Source organism: Paenibacillus sacheonensis (assembly GCF_009909195.1).
Classification (GTDB): domain Bacteria; phylum Bacillota; class Bacilli; order Paenibacillales; family Paenibacillaceae; genus Paenibacillus_Z; species Paenibacillus_Z sacheonensis.
This window is the reverse complement of sequence record NZ_JAAAMU010000004.1, coordinates 428,999-447,437: the sequence shown is the minus strand read 5'-3', so window position 1 is coordinate 447,437 and position 18,439 is coordinate 428,999. Positions and strand designations below refer to the sequence as shown.

General features: G+C 55.9%; 17 protein-coding genes and 1 other annotated feature. Of the genes, 3 read left to right on the top strand and 14 right to left on the bottom strand.

Annotated features, from left to right (window positions below):
• The first annotated feature begins 56 nt into the window (after positions 1–56).
• Positions 57–989: a LysR family transcriptional regulator gene (locus GT003_RS10140; protein ID WP_161697072.1), complete on the top strand. Its 933-nt coding sequence runs from the start codon at positions 57–59 to the stop codon at positions 987–989.
• On the opposite strand, the gene GT003_RS10135 is transcribed toward GT003_RS10140, so the two are convergent.
• Positions 965–2,140 carry an aminotransferase class I/II-fold pyridoxal phosphate-dependent enzyme gene (locus tag GT003_RS10135; RefSeq protein ID WP_161697070.1) on the bottom strand — a complete coding sequence of 392 codons (1,176 nt, stop codon included), beginning with the start codon at positions 2,138–2,140 and terminating at the stop codon, positions 965–967. The two genes, GT003_RS10140 and GT003_RS10135, sit on opposite strands and share 25 nt — an antisense overlap.
• A gap of 61 nt (positions 2,141–2,201) precedes the next feature.
• Positions 2,202–2,442, bottom strand: a binding site (T-box leader).
• 205 nt (positions 2,443–2,647) lie between these two features.
• Here GT003_RS10135 and GT003_RS10130 point away from each other — a divergent pair.
• Positions 2,648–3,442: an SDR family NAD(P)-dependent oxidoreductase gene (locus GT003_RS10130; RefSeq protein ID WP_161697068.1), complete on the top strand. Its 795-nt coding sequence runs from the start codon at positions 2,648–2,650 to the stop codon at positions 3,440–3,442.
• A gap of 213 nt (positions 3,443–3,655) precedes the next feature.
• Here the strand turns inward: GT003_RS10130 and GT003_RS10125 are convergent, their stop codons facing one another.
• Together GT003_RS10125 and GT003_RS10120 are read right to left on the bottom strand one after the other, a co-directional pair.
• Entirely contained in the window at positions 3,656–4,018 is a 363-nt protein-coding gene (locus GT003_RS10125; protein ID WP_161697066.1) for a DUF948 domain-containing protein, read from the bottom strand.
• Positions 4,015–4,662 carry a general stress protein gene (locus GT003_RS10120; RefSeq protein ID WP_161697064.1) on the bottom strand — a complete coding sequence of 216 codons (648 nt, stop codon included), beginning with the start codon at positions 4,660–4,662 and terminating at the stop codon, positions 4,015–4,017. The genes GT003_RS10125 and GT003_RS10120 overlap by 4 nt, the downstream gene beginning before the upstream one ends.
• 316 nt (positions 4,663–4,978) lie before the next feature.
• On the opposite strand from GT003_RS10120, the gene GT003_RS10115 reads away from it, so the two are divergent.
• Positions 4,979–5,317 (top strand): hypothetical protein, encoded by a 339-nt coding sequence (locus GT003_RS10115; protein WP_161697062.1) that lies wholly within the window; start codon positions 4,979–4,981, stop codon positions 5,315–5,317.
• Positions 5,318–5,394: 77 nt separating this feature from the next.
• Here the strand turns inward: GT003_RS10115 and cyoD are convergent, their stop codons facing one another.
• From cyoD to GT003_RS10060, 11 genes are all read right to left on the bottom strand, one after another.
• Entirely contained in the window at positions 5,395–5,745 is a 351-nt protein-coding gene (gene cyoD / locus GT003_RS10110) for a cytochrome o ubiquinol oxidase subunit IV (protein WP_161697060.1), read from the bottom strand.
• A complete protein-coding gene (gene cyoC, locus GT003_RS10105; protein ID WP_161697059.1) occupies positions 5,746–6,369 on the bottom strand; it encodes a cytochrome o ubiquinol oxidase subunit III in 624 nt (207 codons plus the stop codon). It abuts the gene before it with no gap.
• Position 6,370: 1 nt separating this feature from the next.
• A complete protein-coding gene (locus GT003_RS10100; protein WP_161697057.1) occupies positions 6,371–8,344 on the bottom strand; it encodes a cbb3-type cytochrome c oxidase subunit I in 1,974 nt (657 codons plus the stop codon).
• Positions 8,345–8,365: 21 nt separating this feature from the next.
• Positions 8,366–9,370, bottom strand: a complete 1,005-nt coding sequence (locus tag GT003_RS10095; protein WP_161697056.1) for a ubiquinol oxidase subunit II — start codon at positions 9,368–9,370, stop codon at positions 8,366–8,368.
• Between the two features lie 360 nt (positions 9,371–9,730).
• Positions 9,731–10,039 (bottom strand): hypothetical protein, encoded by a 309-nt coding sequence (locus GT003_RS10090; protein WP_161697054.1) that lies wholly within the window; start codon positions 10,037–10,039, stop codon positions 9,731–9,733.
• Positions 10,040–10,164: 125 nt separating this feature from the next.
• Positions 10,165–10,590: a MarR family winged helix-turn-helix transcriptional regulator gene (locus GT003_RS10085; RefSeq protein ID WP_161697052.1), complete on the bottom strand. Its 426-nt coding sequence runs from the start codon at positions 10,588–10,590 to the stop codon at positions 10,165–10,167.
• A 264-nt stretch (positions 10,591–10,854) separates the two neighbouring features.
• Positions 10,855–13,032 carry a PDZ domain-containing protein gene (locus GT003_RS10080; RefSeq protein ID WP_161697050.1) on the bottom strand — a complete coding sequence of 726 codons (2,178 nt, stop codon included), beginning with the start codon at positions 13,030–13,032 and terminating at the stop codon, positions 10,855–10,857.
• Positions 13,033–13,216: 184 nt separating this feature from the next.
• Complete coding sequence (locus tag GT003_RS10075; protein ID WP_161697048.1) at positions 13,217–14,890, bottom strand: extracellular solute-binding protein; 1,674 nt, start codon at positions 14,888–14,890, stop codon at positions 13,217–13,219.
• Between the two features lie 122 nt (positions 14,891–15,012).
• Positions 15,013–15,909 carry a carbohydrate ABC transporter permease gene (locus tag GT003_RS10070; protein WP_161697046.1) on the bottom strand — a complete coding sequence of 299 codons (897 nt, stop codon included), beginning with the start codon at positions 15,907–15,909 and terminating at the stop codon, positions 15,013–15,015.
• A gap of 24 nt (positions 15,910–15,933) precedes the next feature.
• The gene (locus GT003_RS10065) at positions 15,934–16,851 is read right to left on the bottom strand and encodes an ABC transporter permease (protein ID WP_161697044.1); all 918 of its coding nucleotides are present in this window, start codon (positions 16,849–16,851) and stop codon (positions 15,934–15,936) included.
• Between the two features lie 273 nt (positions 16,852–17,124).
• Positions 17,125–18,321 carry a substrate-binding domain-containing protein gene (locus GT003_RS10060; RefSeq protein ID WP_161697042.1) on the bottom strand — a complete coding sequence of 399 codons (1,197 nt, stop codon included), beginning with the start codon at positions 18,319–18,321 and terminating at the stop codon, positions 17,125–17,127.
• Positions 18,322–18,439 lie beyond the last annotated feature (118 nt).

Sequence of the window (18,439 nt, the reverse complement as noted above, 5' to 3'; positions counted from 1 at the left end):
TAATATCTATTTTATCCATTTTGCATACCCTGAAGGTATGGAACGGAGGAATACCCATGGACCTGAAGCAACTGAAATATTTCCTCGCCATCGCGCAGGAAAAGCAGATCACGCGCGCCGCCAAGCTGCTTCATATGGAACAGCCGCCGCTCAGCCGCCAGTTGATGCTTATGGAAGAAGAACTCGGCGCCAAGCTGTTCGAACGCGGCCGGAAGCAGCTGACGCTGACCGCGGCCGGCGAGCTCCTCCGCTCCAAGGCCGAGTCGCTGCTGGCCCAGCTCGACGAGACCATGCTCGAAGTCAAGGAATTGGAAGAAGGCGTCCGCGGCACGCTCTCGATCGGCGCCGTCGTATCCTGCGTGTCGATTCTGCCGAAGCCGATCCAGCGATTGCGCAGCGCCTATCCCCAGATCACGTTCAAAATCACCGAAGGCGACCATTTCCTGCTCGGCGAAATGCTGGAGAAGCGCTCCATCGAGCTCGTCGTCTCGCGCCTGCCGTTCGAAACCGGCATCCTTCCGGCCAAGCTGGCGACGCTCCCCCTGCCGTCCGATCCTTATGTAACAGTATTCCCCAGCTCCTGGGTGCCGCAATCCGGCGAAGACAACCAAAGCATCAGCATGCATGAGCTGGCCGAGTATCCGCTGCTGACATTGAAGACGGACAATACCATCCGCATGCACGAGCAAGTCGTGAACGAATTCAGGCGTCATGGCCTGGAACCGAACATTATCTGCGAATGCTCCAGCGTGACCGTCATCATGTCCTTGATCGCGTCAGGCATAGGCGTGACCGTGTTTCCCAGTTCCATTCTCGCTTCCTTCCCGTACGGCAATGTGACCATGCTGCCGATTCGGGATGCCAATTTCCAATCGGATATCGGCATCCTGTGGCTGAAGGATCATCTGTTATCGAAGCGCGCGCAGCATTTTATCGATTATTTCCAAACGCCCGCGACGATCATTCACAATGCGCGCAAGAAGGTGTAGATACGTTCCAGCGCGGCATCCAGCTGCGCCTGCGAAGCCGCATAACAGCAGCGAATGTAACCTTCCCCTTGCGAGCCGAACACCTGTCCGGGCACCGTGACGACGCCCGCATCGTCGAGAAGGCGTCTCGCGAATTCATCCGAGGTGAGTCCCGTAGGCGCGATAGACGGAAAAGCGTAGAACGAACCGAGCGGTTCATGGCATGGAAGGCCGATCTCCCGCAGACCCGCCACGAAGCGCTTCCGTCGCCCGTCATAGGATTCCACCATGCGATCTTTCTCCTCCAGCCCGTTCGTCAGCGACTCCAAAGCGGCTATTTGCCCGAGAATCGGCGCGCACATCGCGGTATACTGATGGATCTTGAGCATGACCGATACCAGCTCTTCCGGTCCGCATGCGTATCCCACGCGCCAGCCCGTCATGGCGAATGCCTTGGAGAACCCGCTGATGAGCAGCGTCCGCTCTTTCATGCCGGGAAGCTCCGCTATGCTTTCATGCTTCCTTCCGTACGTTAATTCCGCATAGATCTCGTCCGTAATGATAATCAGATTGTGCTCGACGGCAAGCTGCGCGATCGGCAGCCAGTCTTCCCGCGTCATGATGCCTCCCGTCGGATTATTCGGATAGCTCACCAGGAGAATCTTCGAGCGCGGCGTCAGCTTGCTCCGAAGCGCATCCGCCGTCAGCTTAAACCGGTCTTCGGCTCTCGTATCGATCGGCACCGTCACGCCTCCGAACAGCGCCGCGATCGGAGAATACGCGATGAAGCACGGCTCGGGAATCAAGATCTCGTCGCCCGGCGTAATCAATGCCCGCAGCGCCAGATCGATGGCCTCGCTGCTGCCGTTCGTGACCAGCACTTCGTCCGCAGGCTCATAGCGCAGCGAGAACGAGACGGACAAGTAGTCCGCGATCGCTTCCCGAAGCTCCGGAAGACCCGAATTCGGCGTGTACGACGTCCGCCCCTTCTCGAGCGCCAGGATGCAGGCATCCCGCACGGGCTTCGGCGTCACGAAATCCGGTTCGCCCACGCCGAGCGATATGACGTCTTTACGGCCCGCCGCGTAATCAAAATACCTCCGTATGCCCGATGGCTGCATCTCGCGAGCCGCCGGCGACAATAAATCCGATAACGACGTTGTTCCGATCATCCGTTTCTCCTCCTTGTTTGTTTTCGATTCGAAGCCTAAGAACGCAAAAAAACCCGTCCCCAAAAGGGACGGGCTTATACCCGTGTTACCACCCTAGTTCCGCTCTCCGTCCGGAGAAGCGGCACTCATTCACGTATCCAACAATACGCGTCCCGTTAACGCTGGACCTGCGGCACCGCTTACTGTCATTTCAGCTGGCTTCTCGGAGATGGCTTCGGTCAGCGCCTGAATGTTGGTTTGCACCTGCCCCAACTCTCTGTGAATCAGACGGACGACGTACTCTTTCTCGTCGGCGAATTTGTGGTTCATGTGAAGTTTGAAGTCATTATAGCGATATTGTTAGGCTGCCGTCAATAGGCAAAACGGCAATCAAAGGCCTGCAATTAAACATTGACGGTCCAAGGCACGTCCATTATTGTTTGAATTAGAGGAAATCGTTTCCGTCAGGATGGCTGATTCCGCAGCTGCGAGCGCCCGCCTGTTCTATCTACGAAGGAGTGAAAGCGTATGCAAAGTCAGCACAAACAGCTTCAAGGGCGGGTCGCTCTGGTAACGGGCTCAGCCAAAGGAATCGGCAGCGGAATCGTGCGCGAGCTGGCTGCCCAGGGCGCGTCGGTCTGCGTGAACTACGCGACAAGCGCCGAAGCCGCCGAACGGCTTATTCGGGAACTCCATGCTCAAGGCTGCCCGGCATTCAGTTATCAAGCCGATATCGGGGATCCATCGCAAGCGTCCGCGCTTGTCGCGGCGGTCGTGGAGCAGTTCGGCCGTATCGATATCCTGGTCAATAATGCCGCGATCGACCCGGTCATTCACTGGGCATCCGTAACGGAGACCAATTGGGACAGCATCATGAACGCGAATCTGAAAGGCACGTTCTTCGCGTCGCAAGCAAGTGCCAGACATATGCAGAAGCAAGGCTTCGGGCGGATCGTCAACATCAGCTCCGTTCATGCGAACACGACGATGCACGGCTATGCCGTCTATGCCGCCTCCAAGGGCGGGATGAACGCGCTCACCAGGCAGCTGGCCCTCGACTTGGCCCCGCTCGGCATCACGGTGAACGCCGTCGCGCCGGGCCTTGTCGAGGTCGAGAAGCACAGCTACGACACGGAGGAAGAGCGCGAGTACGATGCGGTTCAAATTCCGGTCAAACGAGTCGGCGTACCGGGCGATATCGCCCCGCTTGTCGCTTTTCTCGCTTCGGATGCTTCTTCGTATATCAACGGGCAAGTTTTTACCGTCGACGGCGGCTCCAGTGCGCGTTTCTATCTGAAGCAAGGGCCTGTCGAAGCGGATTAAAAGCGTATTAAAGGAATTGCCGCTGGAGCTTAAGAGCTTCAACCCATGCGCTGCCCGAGTAATCGTAATCATTTCTATTCGGCAAAGTGACGATGGCTTCCGACACGAACGCTGCCCTTTTGGCGCATTGCTTCCATGCCCGACTGGCGGATTGTCTATCCGGATGCCATCGTCTAGGTTAAACGCGATCATCCAAAGCTCTCTTCGTACTTCCTACCACTTCTTGAATCCGCTCTTCCGCACGGACACATCGCCTTGCTCGATGACGTCATTCAGTCCGACAGCCTTCTTCACCGACATGGTCACCTTGTGCAGCACATCCCCCATATCATGAGCGCTCTCGAGCAGCGGATCGACGTTATTAAGCCGCACCTTTACGTCTTTGACGGTATCGTTCAGCGTATGAATCGTCGATGTCGCTTCTTGAATGACGCTCATGGCCGATACTCGAACCTCGGCAATCGTTTTTTGTGTCTCGTCCAAGGAGGTCATGAGCTTTTTCATCGTCTTGATGCCGTAGAAGACCAGACAGGAGAAGGATGCGGCCGCGACGGCCGCGCTGATGCCCGCGATCATCCTTCTTCACCTCCAACGGATGGATGAACGATGAACTCCTGTACCGGAGCAAGCGAATCCAACGTATATTCCGAAGCCTTCGTACCGATCACGACTCGAATATCGTCAGGTGCATGACGCTTGGCCGCACTCTCGAGCGCTGCGGTCGATGACGTCCCGTCCTGTAAGGAGCCATAGGCCAGAAAGATCCGTTCGACGCTCGAGCGCTCCGCTTCCGTAACCGATGCAATCACCAGATAATGATCATTCTCGATCATCAGCCGATAGTTTTCCGCTTCCGTCTCCGGAATGCCGAGTCCGACCAGACCGCCGACCAGCGTTCCCGTACTCCCGCCGACCGCCGCGCCGGCTAGGAATACGGCTGCGGGACCCGCTGCGAGCAGCGGCCCGATTCCCGGAATGAGCAGCAGTCCCGTCGTGGCTAGAATGCCGACCGTACCGCCAAGAACGGCTCCCGTTACCGCCCCGGCCGCCATCCCCTCCGCGCCGTTCGTGCCCGTTACGACATCCACCTGCCGCACGACTTCGCGGCTGCGGCTGATCACGGAGAGATCCTCCTCGTTCCAACCGATCGCTTTCAGCTCTTCGATGACATCGAACACGTGCTGTTCCTTGCGAAATATACCGACAATTGGCGTCTTCATGGTTATCCCTCCGTCTCTTATTCGGATCCCCTGCTAGCAGCTCTCAGCTGATTACTAGCTATTTCACCAAGCTCCAGGTCGGGAAAACAGGACGGACAAGCAGGGATTGAACTATATTTTTAGAACCTCTTTCTTGAAATATAGTCGAACAATCGCAAGCATGCCGAACTGCAGGCATCGATTTTTCAAGTCCGACAACTGCCCGAAAGAAACGCGCAATCTGCATTCGCGTCCTGTGCATCGGCTGTATGCTGGGCTATAATCAAAAGGTTGGCATTAAATCCCAATCGCAACTTGAAGGGGGCTCTATACCGCAATGTTAGCTTTCAAACCCATTCAATGGCTGGGCTTCGCCGCCGCCCTGGCGTCGATCGCCTTATGGATTCCTCTAGCCTGGACCGATCCGTACTTCGAGGGCATGAACAAGCTTAGCCATCCGTCCCTTTCATTCGCGATGCTGGTTCTGCCGGCCTGCCTATTCTTCTACGGTCTCCTGCGGGCCAGAGTCATCCTGCTCGTGATTGCCTTCCTATGGAGTTTCCCGTTCAACCTCGCCCTGCTGTTCAGCTCGAGCATCTATGCGCTGATCGGCGCGTGCGGCTGCATCTACCTGCTCTGCATCCTGCTTCTCCGGTTAAACAAGATCCGGTACTAGCAAACGACAAAAAGCGCGGCTCCAATAGGGGAACCGCGCTTTTATTGCATCTCAGCTTCCTTACAACATGGCTTACGTTATTGAACGACCGAGTTAAACGACATGATCCATACGGATCCTGCGACGATAACGACGACGATAAACAATCCCACGATAAGCGCCATCACGTTGTACTTCGGGCCTTCTCCTTCGCGGATGTGCATGAAGAAGAAGAGCTGAACGATCAGCTGGATGACGGCCATCGTAATGATGGTAATAATGACGCCGGTCTTGTTCATGCTCGTCTGGAAGACGACAAGCAGCGGAATAACGGTGAGGACGATGGAAATGATGAAGCCGATGACGTATGCTTTCAGCGAACCGTGATCCTCGTGTTCCTCATGATGACCATGGCCATGTCCGGCCGCGCCTGCGGAATGCTGGCTCATCTACATCACCCCCATCAAGTAAACGATCGTGAAGAGGAAGATCCACACCACGTCGAGAAAATGCCAATACAAGCTGATTACCGTGATTTTACGGCGCGTGACCGGCGTAATTCCCCGCATCTTCAATTGCACCATCAGGCCGATCATCCAGATCAACCCGACCGATACGTGAAGTCCATGCGTGCCGACCAGCGTGAAGAAGGCGGTCAGGAACGCGCTTGTCGAGATCTTCGCGCCTTCATTAACCATGTTAACGAACTCGTTGATCTCCAGTCCGACGAACGACGCGCCGAGCACGGCGGTTACGATCAGCCAGCCGATCAGCTGATTGACCTTGCCTTTGTTCATGGCAAGCACGGCTAAGCCGCTCGTGAAGCTGCTCGTGAGCAGGATGAACGTTTCCGCCACGAAGCCCGGAATTTCGAACAATTCTTTGCCTGTCGGCCCGCCGTCGACATGTCCCTTCAGGACGACGTACGTGGCGAACAGCGTACCGAACAGCAGGCAGTCGGTGACGAGGAAGATCCAGAAGCCGAGCACTTTCATCGATTCTTGATCGTGATGGCCGTGATCATGCGAGCCGGCCGCGTGCTGCGAATGGCCGTTGTCTATGGCATGCTGCATATTAAACCGCCCTCCCTGCTGCTTTTTCGGTCTCGATGACTTCTTCCAACGGTACATAATAATCCGTATCATAGGTGAACGAACGGACAAGCAGCGAGATGCCTACGCCGGCTAATCCCGTGAAAGCCATCCAATTCCAGCCGAATACGAAGCCGAAGCCGGCGACGAACCAGCACGCGGCGAAGATGAACGGAATGCCGGAGTTTCGCGGCATATGAATCGGCTCCAGCTTCGCGACCGGGACAGGCTCCGCGGGAGCGAAGTTGCGGCGCTCCTTCTCTTCCCAGAACGGATCGCGTTCGTCGACGACCGGCACGACCGCGAAATTGTACATCGGCGGTGGGGACGGAATCGACCATTCCAGCGTTCGCGCGTTCCACGGATCGCCCGTCTTGTCGCGCTCGCCGTATTTAACGCTATAAAGTATCTGCCATACTTGGAACACGAATCCGATGCCCATCAGGAAGGCGCCGATCGTCGAGACCAGGTTGAGCGGACCCCAGCCCATGTCCCAACCGTACGTATACACGCGGCGCGTCATGCCCATGAAGCCAAGCGCGTACTGCGGCATGAAGCAGACATAGAAACCGATATTCCACAGCCAGAACGCGTATTTGCCAAGCCGCTCGTTCAGCTTGAAGCCGAACAGCTTCGGCCACCAATAGTAGATGCCCGCCAGATAACCGAAGACGACGCCTCCGATGAGGACCTGGTGGAAATGTGCGATCAGGAAGTAACTGTTATGGTATTGGTAATCCGCCGGGGCCACGGCGAGCATGACGCCCGTTGCGCCCCCGACGACGAAGCACGGAATGAACGCGAGCGTCCACATCATCGGCTGTTCCAGGCGTATTCGCCCTCGGAACATCGTGAAGAGCCAATTGAACACTTTGGCCCCGGTCGGAATCCCGATCGCCATGGTCGCGATCGCGAAGGCAACGTTGACGTCCGCGCCCGAACCCATCGTGAAGAAGTGATGCACCCAGGTGAAGAACGACAGAATGCTAATGCTCATCAGCGCGAATACCATCGATTTATAACCGAAAATCCGCTTGCGGGAGAAGGTGGCGACGATCTCCGAGAAGATACCGAACGCCGGCAAAACGACGATATATACCTCGGGGTGACCCCACATCCATATCAAGTTGATGTACATCATCGGGAACCCGCCGCCGTCCATCGTGAACAGATGCCCGCCCATGTAACGGTCGATGAAGAGCAAAGCCAGCGTGACCGTCAAGATCGGGAACGCGAAAATAATAATGATGCTGCTGGAGAAAACCGACCACGTGAACATCGGCATTTTCATGAATTTCATGCCTGGCGCGCGCATCTTGAGAATCGTGACGATAAAGTTAATCCCCGTCGCCAGTGACCCGATCCCGGAGATCTGAATGCCCCAGATGTAGAAATTCTCCCCGACCCCCGAGCTGCCCGACAGCTCCGAGAGCGGCGGATAGCTGAGCCAGCCCGCATCCGGCGAACCGCCGATGACGAAGCTGATGTTGAACAGCATGGCGCCGAACAAGAACAGCCAGAAGCTGACGGAGTTCAAGAACGGATATGCGACGTCGCGCGCGCCGATTTGCAGCGGCACGACCATGTTGAACAACCCGAACATCATCGGCATCGCCATGAAGAGAATCATAATCGTGCCGTGCGTGGTAAATACTTCGTTATAGTGATCCGCCTGCAGGAAATGCACGTTCGGTAGCGCGAGCTGCGTCCGCATGAGCAGCGCATCCACCCCGCCCCGGAAAAGCATGAGCAAGGAAGCGATTAAATACATGATCCCGATTTTTTTGTGATCGACGGTCGTCAGCCACTCCCGCCACAGCCAGCCCCACTTCTTGAAATAGAAGAGGACGAACAAGATGGCGATGGAGGTCAATGCGATGGAGACGTCCGCGCCGTAGATCAGCGGGTCGCCCGTCACGAAAAACGAGGAGGCGAAAGACTTTATACTGGCATACATAGGTTGTGCTCCTCCCTCTTGCTACTTGTGATTCATTTCACTTGAATTCATATTGCTCATATCCATGTCGCTCATGTCGTCCATGTCGTGAGCGTTCTTCGAATCGGACTTTTGTTCGTCCGTATCGACTTTGTCGTCGTTGTTCTCGTCCATATCCATGTCCATATGATGGCCGCCGTTCTTCTTCACGATGGAATCGAACAGCTCCGTCGGATACGAGGAGAACGTTTGTTCTTCGGATTTGCCCGGTATCGCGAGCTCGTTATAGCCGGCTTCCGTCAGCTCGTGCGACTTGCCTTTGACGCCGTCAACCCATTTATTGAAGTCGGCCTGCGACTCGGAGGTAACGTTGAAGCGCATATGTGCGAATTCTTTCCCGCTGAAATTAGCGCCCGTGCCGTAGAAGCTGCCCGTTTTATCGGCTTGCAGCCACAGCGACATCGCCATGCCCGGCATCGTATATTCCTGGCCGCCCAGCTGCGGAATCCAGAACGAGTTCATCGGCGCGTCGCTCGTCAATTCGAAATGCACCTGCACGCCGGCAGGAATGTGAACGTAGTTGACGGTCGCGATGTTTTGCTCGGGATACATGAACAACCACTTCCAATCCAGCGACGTAACCTGGATTTCGACCGGCTTGACGTCCGTGACGGCGGTCTTCGGCGTTCTCGCCAGCGCATACGTATCGCGGGCCGTGTAACCGCCCAGGATCACGATGATGACGATCGGAATGCCCCACCAGAGAATCTCCAGCACCTTGCTGTCATCCCAATGCGGTTTGTACGGCGCGGTGTTGCCCGGTTTGTCCCGGTAGCGCAATACGATGAAAACCGTAATGGCCAGAACCGGAATCACGACGATCGCGCATAAGATCGCCGACAAGATAATGAGCTTGTACTGGGTCTGCGCTACCGGTCCTTGCGGATCGAACACGACGAATTTGCTGTCGCAGCCCGATAGGAGCACGGTCGTCAGCAGCCCGGTAATCAGCAGCAGCAAGCCGCGGAGGTTGGATCTTTTCTTCATATGCTACTCATCTCCTTACACATGCAAGCGTCCTTGTATGGCCCTTTGACGCTAGCATAGCAGATAGCGGCGGGAATGGAACCGCCGTTCGCCCTCGTTAACAATTCCGTCAACGTTCTGTTTCTTTTCGGACACTTTTCGTTCAATAGTCGTTCAAGAATAGGGCTGCAAGGGCTTTCAATTGGCATCGGCTTCCTTCGGCGATATTCCGTAACGATATTCCGTATGGCCCAATGAGACCAACCGTCGATGGCTGCCGGCAGAACTGCTTCCTTATTGACCCGAATCAGGACGCAACAAAAAGAGGCAGCGACGATTCGCTGCCTCTTGCTCTAAGCGCCCCATAAGAACGCCGTACGATTATTGGTGAATGCGATCCACTTGCTGACGCGCCGGCACCGCGGAGGAGCCGCTTACGAATTTCGGCTGGAGGGCGTGGAACAATGACCCCAGCAACAACACTTGAATGCCGCCGATGATAAATCCGAACCCGATCATGAGACCCAAATTCGTGTCTTTGAACTGGTATGAGAACCCTGCGCTCATCAGAACGCCGATAATCATAAGCGCTAATCCCAGCTTCGGCATTAATGACGTCCAGTAGTTGATCTTATCGTTTTGGGTTGGAATTTGCATGTCCGCACTTGCCGGTTGTTGGTTGTCGTTCATTGTGCAACACTCCCGTTGGCATAATATAGATATACTATACCACAAAATCGTCACGAAGCGTTCACTTTTTGTACAAATATTAAAAAAGGGTTAAGATCGGCTCTTGCTTGGATACCCGGTCGCCGCTAAGCTTCCTTCTCATTCGAGCCGGGGTACGGCTCCTTGAATTCCAACAGGCCCGCCCGCTTCAACTCTTCCATATGGATTTCCGACAGCTCTTCCAGGATTTCCTTGGATGTTTCGGTCAATCGGATGAAAATGCTGCGGCGGTCGCTCGGATTGGGGAACCGCTGGACGAGGTTCAATTCCTCGCAGCGCTGAATCAATTCGATGCAGGCGTTCGGCGTAATCTGCAGCCGTTCGGCCAGCTCCTTGGGCGTCGCGTGCTCCCGGCCGGGGAAACCCATGATGGACAGCATAAGCTGATGATACTGCGGCGTCAGCCCCTTGCTGCGGGCGGCCTCTTCGCTGAAGCGGATGAATTTGCGTATCTGGTAACGGAAATACGCAAGCTGTTCGTAGATCGGTTTGGGCAATCGTTCCTGGCTCATCTTGCTGCTCCTTCCTCGTGTACAAGGTCCCGTCAAGCATTCATGTTATATAACATAACATAAACCATTCCGCTTGGATAAACAATCTTTCCCGGCGATGAGATGCTCACGCCGCCCATCCAGGCAATGGGAGTCGAGATAAGTATATTCGCGGATTCGAGAATACCGACCAGCAGCCGGACTATAATAGCTTCCTAATGAAAAGACGCCTCGACCTTCCCACTCAAGCGGGAAGATCGAGGCGTCTTGCTGACTTCCTTCAATTTAATAGGCAATTACAATCCGCACGCCCTTCGGACTGCTTGCATGGCGGACGAGGAGCGTCCCGGATGCCGCATCGTACCGTACCGCGGTCTCTTTGCCATCCGCCGTGATTCCGCTCGGCGCTTTCGAGAGGCGAATGCGCGTGCTGACCGTCATATCCGACGGCGATTCCGACACATAACGGAAGCCCGCGGCATCCCGCTCTTCGTCGCGAACGCGGGACGAGCTCGCAAGCACGGCCGGCGACTCGCCCGATCCGTGACGCATGTCGTAGAGCAGGCAGTTATCGCCAGGCTTGAGCACGATGCCGCTGCGAACCGGAAGATCAGCTTCTAACAAATCCAGGTATGTGCCCGGCAGCTCCGTCCCTGCGTCCGACCCCGTCTCATCCAGCGCCTGCGCGATGACGTAAGGTCCGCGCTGGATGCGCAGGACGCCGCTCTCGCGATAATCCGCCGCTTCTCCGCGAATCTCGAGCGCCCGCTTGATGCTGGCGGTTACGCGTTCCGCGCCTTCGGCAGTCCGAGCGAGCGCTGCCGGATTAACCCGCAGGTTCATGACGGCACCGCGGCCTACGACATGCTCGCCCTGCTCCGGTTCCCGTCCGAGTCCGAGCGACTCGAACAGATGCTCTTCTGCCCGATCGTACGTTTTGCTGCCGGCCCCGCGATTCCACCACTCGCTCACCTCATGGAACGGGTCGGTGCCGTCGCCGACGTAGATCAGCACGCCGCCATCCCGCACCCATTGCCCGAGCGCCTGGTGAATGCCCGGATGCTCCGGCTTCATGAACTCGTAACTGAGCAGCAGCACGCGATAATCGTCCATGTAGCCCGGGAAGGTCAGAATATTGTCCAACTGCACGGGACGCAGCGGCACTCCGCTCTTCACGAGCGGCAGGGCCAAGCCATAGAATGCCGACCAGTCCAGCAGGTCGCGCTGTTCCGCAGACAGCTTGTCCGCCGATTCCGTCCCGTCGTACTTGAACGCTTCGCGGCCGTCGTCTTCGCCGATGACATCCCCCCGCTGATACATGGCCGAATTGGCCAAACAAAGACCGATGCCGCGCGTATACGCGGTACCGTCGTCGACTTCCTCGTGGTTGTGCATGTCGCGCAGCACGTTCATGACCGTCAGCAGCACGGTCGCGTAATCGCCCGGAATCGTCTCTTTGCCCGTGCCGTCTTCTCGCGGATACGGCAAGGAGAATACGCGCCATGGCCACGGACATACCTCGTACTGGCTGACTCCGGGATGCAGCAGCGAGGCGACGACGGTCTGGCGGTAATTAAAGCGATAGTCGCTCCACGCATAACGCGGATTATCTTCGATCGGATCGTGGAGGAACCACATTTCCCGCCCCGTGCCGCGCGTCAGCTCCTGCATGATGCCATACTCGAGGTAGGCCGTCTCGAAGGTGCGCTCGCGGCGAACGCCTTTGTAGACGTTCGGCGTACGGGCAGTACCCGTCCAGATCTGCGCGATGAATCCATCGCAGGAAGGCATGGATACGAGCAGCGCTTCGGGACTGACGATCCGCCACTGCGTATAGTTAATGAGGCTGTGCGTCGGCACGTAGAAGCGAACCGTCCGGCCGTAGGTGACGAGCGCGTACTCCTTCATTTGGCTGCATATCCGGTCGAGCGCTCTATAGTACATGGCCGCCTTCAGCTTGGATGCGCGGTACTGCGCGTCCGGCGTCACATGCGGCGGGATCCAGTCTTCGCCGTAATAATTGAGCCACTCGCGCTTGAACGCTTCCTCGTATCCCGACTGCGCCCAGAATTCGGGCTCTTCCATATGGATGGCTTCGATGCCACAGTCGATCGCTTTCTTGATGTACGTGGCCAGATATTCCGCGAACGAAATCGTCGGCACCATGTAGGGCACGTCCTTGCCATGCAGCATGTGACTGCCGTCCCGAATCGTCTGCGCCTCGTCCCAGTGATCCCGCCCGTCGAACTTGCCGTAGAGATAGTCCTGATATTCGCCCCATGAAACGCCCGTCATCAGATGGATCGTATATCCGGCTTCCTTCCAGCCCTCGATGCGCGCCGGCAAATCATTGCCGATGCCATAAACCATGACGAAATCCGCGCGCAAATCGTATTTCGTTCCATAGGGTCTCGATTCCTGAAATCCCGTCCATTCGGGATTCGCTTTCTTCTTGCGGCTCAAATCCTTCGCCTCCCATAGAAAGGCCGGGCCGGCAGTTATGCAGGCCCGGCCTTTGCGGTTAGTATCGCGTTCGCGTTCGTGCTAGGCACTCGGTGCATCCGGACACCGAATGGTCGGCAAGTTCGCTTTCAAGCATAGTCAACTACTTACAATGCTTACTACTTAGGAATGAATCAGGAATGAATTAGTTCGCCATTTGCAGCTTCACGACTTCTTTGCCTTTCAAGCTGTCGTTGACGAATTTCATCGCGTCGTCGTAGCCTGTTTTCTTGATTTGCGAACGCAGTTGGTTGATGACCTTAAGCGCGGCTTCGTCCGATTTCGCGAACACGGCTTCCTTCCATACGTCGCCGATTTGGTCCATCGACGGCTTGAGCGTTTCCCACTGCGGCGATTTCGAGATGAAGTCGCCCGCGTTGTAAGCGGAAATGACTTGGATGCCGTTCGGACGGAGAATTTTGCGTGCGCTGTCCATGGCAGCCGTACGCTCTTGGTCGGCCCAAATGTCGCCGCCGAGCGTGTTCGTACGATCGAGGCCGGTCATCGATTCCAGACCGATGCCGAAGCCTTCGTCTTTCTTCGCTTTGCCGGTCGTATCCGCATTGAACTTGTCGAACACGTCTTTCTTCGCTACCGGTTTGCCGTCGACCATGTCGTAATCGGTGCCTTCGATGCCGTAATGCACGAGCTTGAAGCCTTCATCGGAAGCCAGGAAGTCAAGCAGCTTCAGCGCGGCGTCGACGTTCTTGCATTCTTTGGTGATGACCGTCACGTTGTTGCCTTGAATGCCGAGATCGACCGGACGGTTGTCTTCCGCGCCGGCGCGCTCCAGCGGGCCTACAGGGATATAATCGCTGCCCGGATGCGATTTCACGTACTCTTTGGAAGCATCGAGAATGGCAGGATAATGGGCAGCCAATACCGCGATACGGCCTTGGTTGATTTTCTCCTTGGCGATCGGGTCCGTTTGCGTGAACGTTTCCGGATCGAGCAATCCGTCAGAGATGAGCTTACGGTAGTAGAGCGTGTAGTCTTCATACGGCTTCGTGAAGAAAACATGCTCCAGCGTGCCGTCGCCTTTATCGGCATAATCGGAGCCGTAGAACATCGTGTTGCCGATGCCTACCGCCCAGCCGTTCGAGAAGCCGCCCAGCGGGAATACCGGCATGCCGTTCTCCTGCAGGTTCGCGTCTTTGATTTTCTTCAGGAAATTGAACAGTTCGTCCTTCGTCTTGACCGATTGCGGATCGACGCCGATCTTCGTCGCGATGTCCTTGCGCACGTAGAAGCCGTAGAGCCAATCCATCGCATCCTTGTCGCTGGCCGGCTGGTTCTGGAACAGCATGTACTGCTTGCCGTCGATGCCGCCGATCGCTTTGTCGTACAACGCCGGCGGAACGTTCTCTTTTTGAACTTCCTTCGCCAGGTTCGGGTATTTGTCCAGCTTGCCGGTCAGGTCGACCAATTGGTCTTCCTTCGCCGCTTTGATTACGCCGTCCAGTTCACCGCCCCATGCCGGGCCGGTATAAATATCGGGCAAGTCCTGCGTTGCGAAGATCGTGTTGATCTTCTCGACCTCGCTGCCTTTCGTGTACTCGAATTTCACGGTAACGCCCGTTTTCTCTTTGATGGCTTTCGCGATCGGCGTCATGTCGGGCTCGACGTTGCCGCCTCCCGAACCGTTCCAGTTATGAAGCAGCTTGAGCGTGACCGGTTTGTTGTCGCTTCCTCCGTTGCTCGCTCCGTTCGTCGATCCGTTCGTGTCCCCGTTGTCGTTATTGCCGCAGGCTGCCAGTAAACTTCCCAGCATCGCCGTCGTCAAGACGGTCGCCGCCACTTTGCCTCTTGCATTCCACATATGAACCCCTCCGCATTATCGTGGTTTATGATAAAGATTCTTGCCCGCCCGTCCAGGCCGCGAAGCCGGACGGAGCGAACATGAAACTTGTACCCGAGCATCAACTTGCGCTTGCGTCGAAATTAGCCTTTGACCGAACCGATCATCGTCCCTTTAACGAAGAAACGCTGCAGGAACGGATACACGCATAGAATCGGGAATACGGCGATAACGAGCAATGCCATTCGCAGCGACTCCGGCGTAGAACCCGCCCCATTGACGTTAATCGTCTGCCCGCCATTCTGGGATGCCTGCTGCGCAGCGTTTGACAACGCTTCCGCTTCCGTCAGCATTTGCTGAAGCATCGTTTGAACCGGAATGAGATCCTTATTCGACACGTAATACGCGCCGGTAAACCAGTCATTCCAATGGGCGACCCCGACGAACAGCCCGATCGTCGCCAGCACCGGTCCCGACAACGGCAGGATGATGCGGGTGAAAATTTGAAAATCGCCGTATCCGTCGATGCGCGCCGATTCCTCGAGTTCCTCGGGAATGCCCTGCAGGAACGTACGAATAATTACGATATGCATGAAGCTGAACAGCGACGGAATGACGTACACCCAGAACGTATTGATGAGATGCAGCTTCTGCAGCGTGATGAAGTACGGAATGAACCCCGCGCTGAAGATCGTCGGCAAGAAGATGTAGAAGGTGAAGAACGTCCGGCCGGGCAGCGTCTTCTTCGACAGCGCGTACGCCATCAGCGTGCTTAGAAGCACGGAGAGGAACGTCCCTAGCAGCGTCCGCATGAGCGTGATTTTGTAAGCCGCCCATATCTTCGGATTGTCGAACACCTGGGAGTAGTTATCGAACGTGAATTTGCGCGGGAAGAAGTAGAGCGCGCCCATCATGGAATCTTTGCCGTCGTTCAACGAGTAGACCAGGATGTAGATGAACGGATAAATCATCGAGAAGCCAAGCAGCGCCAAAACCGTATAATTGAGCCAATCGAATGGCGAGATACGTCTTAATCTCATGTCGGTATTCTCCTTCCTGCGGGTTTAAAAGAGGGACACATCGCTGACCTTGCGGGCGACCCGGTTGACCGTCAAGATCAGCACGAGCGCGATAACGCTTTGGAATAATCCGACTGCGGCCGCATAACTGAGCCGGCCTTCGTTGATCCCGGCATTGATGACGTGTACGTCCAGTACGCTGCCGATCGCCGCCGTCGCCGGTCCGTTGAGCAGGAGGAGCTGTTCATAGCCCGCGCTCATCAAGCTGCCCGTTGCCAGGATGAACAGAATGACGGCGATGTTGCGGATGCCGGGCATCGTTATATGCCAGATTTGGCGGAAACGTCCGGCGCCGTCCATCTTGGCTGCCTCGTACAGCTGTTGGTCGATGCCCGCGATGGCGGCGATATAGATGATGGAATTCCATCCGATGTTCTTCCAAACGTCCGAGCCGAGGATGACTTGATAGAACCAGCTCGTGTTGTTCAAGAATTGAACGGGATCCTTGACCAAGTCCGTCGAGACGAGCAGATTGTTGACCGGACCGCCGTATTGCGATAACAAACGCTGCATCAAGGTGACGACCACAACCCAAGATACGAAATACGGCAAGTACGAAAGCGTTTGCACCGTTTTCTTAAATCGAACGTTCTTCACTTCGTTAAGCAGGATGGCGAGCACGATCGGCATTGCGAAACCGATGACAAGCTTCAGCAAGCTGATCAGAATCGTATTGCGAATGAGCTTGCTGGATTGGTAGTAGTCGAAAAATTGATGGAAGTATTTCAGGCCGGCCCATGGGCTTCCGCTGAAGCCGCCGGAGAATCTGAAATCGCGGAAAGCGACCTGTACGCCGTATAGCGGCACGTAAGAGAATAAGAAAAACCAGATGATGCCGGGCAGCATGAACAGATAGAACAGCTTGTGCCGCCAAATTCGCTTCCAAAGCAATGATGCGGTCATATCGCGACTCCTCCTTACGAATGTTATGACTGGTTCGTTCGCCCCGCTGCGGGACCGAACCAATGTCTTCCTTATCTATTTATCAATATATATTAAATATTATATATATTCAATATGTTTTAGAAATCTTTTAGCACTCATTTGATTAAAATTTTCTCAACCCCGTTCGTCCCGCCTTCTCGCGTTCTCTGGACAATTGTCCATTTCCCTCTCCGCTAAACGACAAAAAAACCCGGCCTCCGTCGCAGCGGAAGCCGGGTTACAGCAATTTACCTATTCGTGCGTGCCGCGCGGCGGTCCGGACGTCTGACGAACGACGAGCTCGGGCTCGATGAGCGTCTTCATGAACTTGCCGCCGTTCTTCCCGTCCGGCCGAATGATCTGCAGCAGCATTTCCGCCGCGCGGCAGCCCATGTCGAATTCGAACTGTTTCACGTGCGTGAAGAGACTGAAATCTTCGGCCATCGAGGTCGGATCGTCGAAGCTGACGATCGACAGGTCGCCCGGCACGTCGAGGCCCGCTTGACGCGCCATCTGGTAGATCTCCACGGCCAAGCGTCCGTTAAGCGTGATATACGCCGTCGCCATCCGGTTGCGAATGTAGCGGTACAGCGGATGCTTCTCCGGGCCCTCCGTATTGTCCATGCGGAATTCGGTAATGATATGCGCCGGATTGATCATCGCGCCTTTGTTCTTGAGCGCGTTCATGTAGCCTTCGATCCGTTCCTGCACGGTAATCGTCTGCAGCGGCGAATCCGAGCAGATCGCGATTTCGCGATGGCCGAGTTCCCACAGGTGATCGACCGCCAGGCTCGCCCCCATTCTGCCGTCCGCCGCGATGTAGCTCGTCTCTACCCCCGGAAGGAACCGGTCGATCAAGACGAACGGGAAGCCCGAGAACTTCATCGCGAGAATCTCCTCATTGTACCGTTCCTCGTCGACCGGGAAGATCAGAAGTCCTTCAATGCCGATGTCCTTCAGCGTCTTGATCGCGTCGATCTCTTTCTGCAGCTCTCCCCCGGACAATAGAATGAGACAGCGGAAGCCCCTCTCTTCTAACGTGCTGCGAATGCCTTCCACGAGCCGAATCGCGAAGAAGTCGTAGATGGAAGGCATCACGAGTCCGATGACGCCCGTCCGGTGGCGCGATTCGCCGTGGTCGGCATAGCCCTGGCCGGACGATCCCGCTCCAGCCGTCCCGGCCGCGGATAATGCCGCCTGCACTTCAGCCGCCTGCTCCCTCCCCTTCCCGCTCACGAAGCTGCCGCGTCCCGGAACGCGCGTAATGAACTTCTCGTTCGCAAGCCCGGACAGCGCGTTCACGACCGTAATCTTGCTGACATTGAACTTCTCCATCAGTTCTTTCTCCGTCGGGATGCGGTCGCCTTCCTTCAAGCCCTCCGATACGATCAAATCTCGGATGTAATCCTGGATTTTCTGATATAACGGTATCCGATCTGCCGTACTCACTTCGCATCACCAAGTTTCGTTATCATATTAGTATATATAATATATTCTTACCTCCAGCTATGCAAGAGTGATTCATTGATCCTAAACACCCTTATTTCCGCACAAAACCGCCCCCTTC

Coding starts and splice junctions, on each gene's coding strand:
- GT003_RS10070 (WP_161697046.1), bottom strand. CDS start 15,909: ATGAGATTAAGACGTATCTCGCCATTCGATTGGCTCAATTATACGGTT.
- GT003_RS10125 (WP_161697066.1), bottom strand. CDS start 4,018: ATGATCGCGGGCATCAGCGCGGCCGTCGCGGCCGCATCCTTCTCCTGT.
- GT003_RS10090 (WP_161697054.1), bottom strand. CDS start 10,039: ATGAACGACAACCAACAACCGGCAAGTGCGGACATGCAAATTCCAACC.
- GT003_RS10065 (WP_161697044.1), bottom strand. CDS start 16,851: ATGACCGCATCATTGCTTTGGAAGCGAATTTGGCGGCACAAGCTGTTC.
- GT003_RS10120 (WP_161697064.1), bottom strand. CDS start 4,662: ATGAAGACGCCAATTGTCGGTATATTTCGCAAGGAACAGCACGTGTTC.
- GT003_RS10115 (WP_161697062.1), top strand. CDS start 4,979: ATGTTAGCTTTCAAACCCATTCAATGGCTGGGCTTCGCCGCCGCCCTG.
- GT003_RS10130 (WP_161697068.1), top strand. CDS start 2,648: ATGCAAAGTCAGCACAAACAGCTTCAAGGGCGGGTCGCTCTGGTAACG.
- GT003_RS10100 (WP_161697057.1), bottom strand. CDS start 8,344: ATGTATGCCAGTATAAAGTCTTTCGCCTCCTCGTTTTTCGTGACGGGC.
- GT003_RS10140 (WP_161697072.1), top strand. CDS start 57: ATGGACCTGAAGCAACTGAAATATTTCCTCGCCATCGCGCAGGAAAAG.
- GT003_RS10095 (WP_161697056.1), bottom strand. CDS start 9,370: ATGAAGAAAAGATCCAACCTCCGCGGCTTGCTGCTGCTGATTACCGGG.
- cyoD (WP_161697060.1), bottom strand. CDS start 5,745: ATGAGCCAGCATTCCGCAGGCGCGGCCGGACATGGCCATGGTCATCAT.
- GT003_RS10075 (WP_161697048.1), bottom strand. CDS start 14,890: ATGTGGAATGCAAGAGGCAAAGTGGCGGCGACCGTCTTGACGACGGCG.
- cyoC (WP_161697059.1), bottom strand. CDS start 6,369: ATGCAGCATGCCATAGACAACGGCCATTCGCAGCACGCGGCCGGCTCG.
- GT003_RS10135 (WP_161697070.1), bottom strand. CDS start 2,140: ATGATCGGAACAACGTCGTTATCGGATTTATTGTCGCCGGCGGCTCGC.
- GT003_RS10085 (WP_161697052.1), bottom strand. CDS start 10,590: ATGAGCCAGGAACGATTGCCCAAACCGATCTACGAACAGCTTGCGTAT.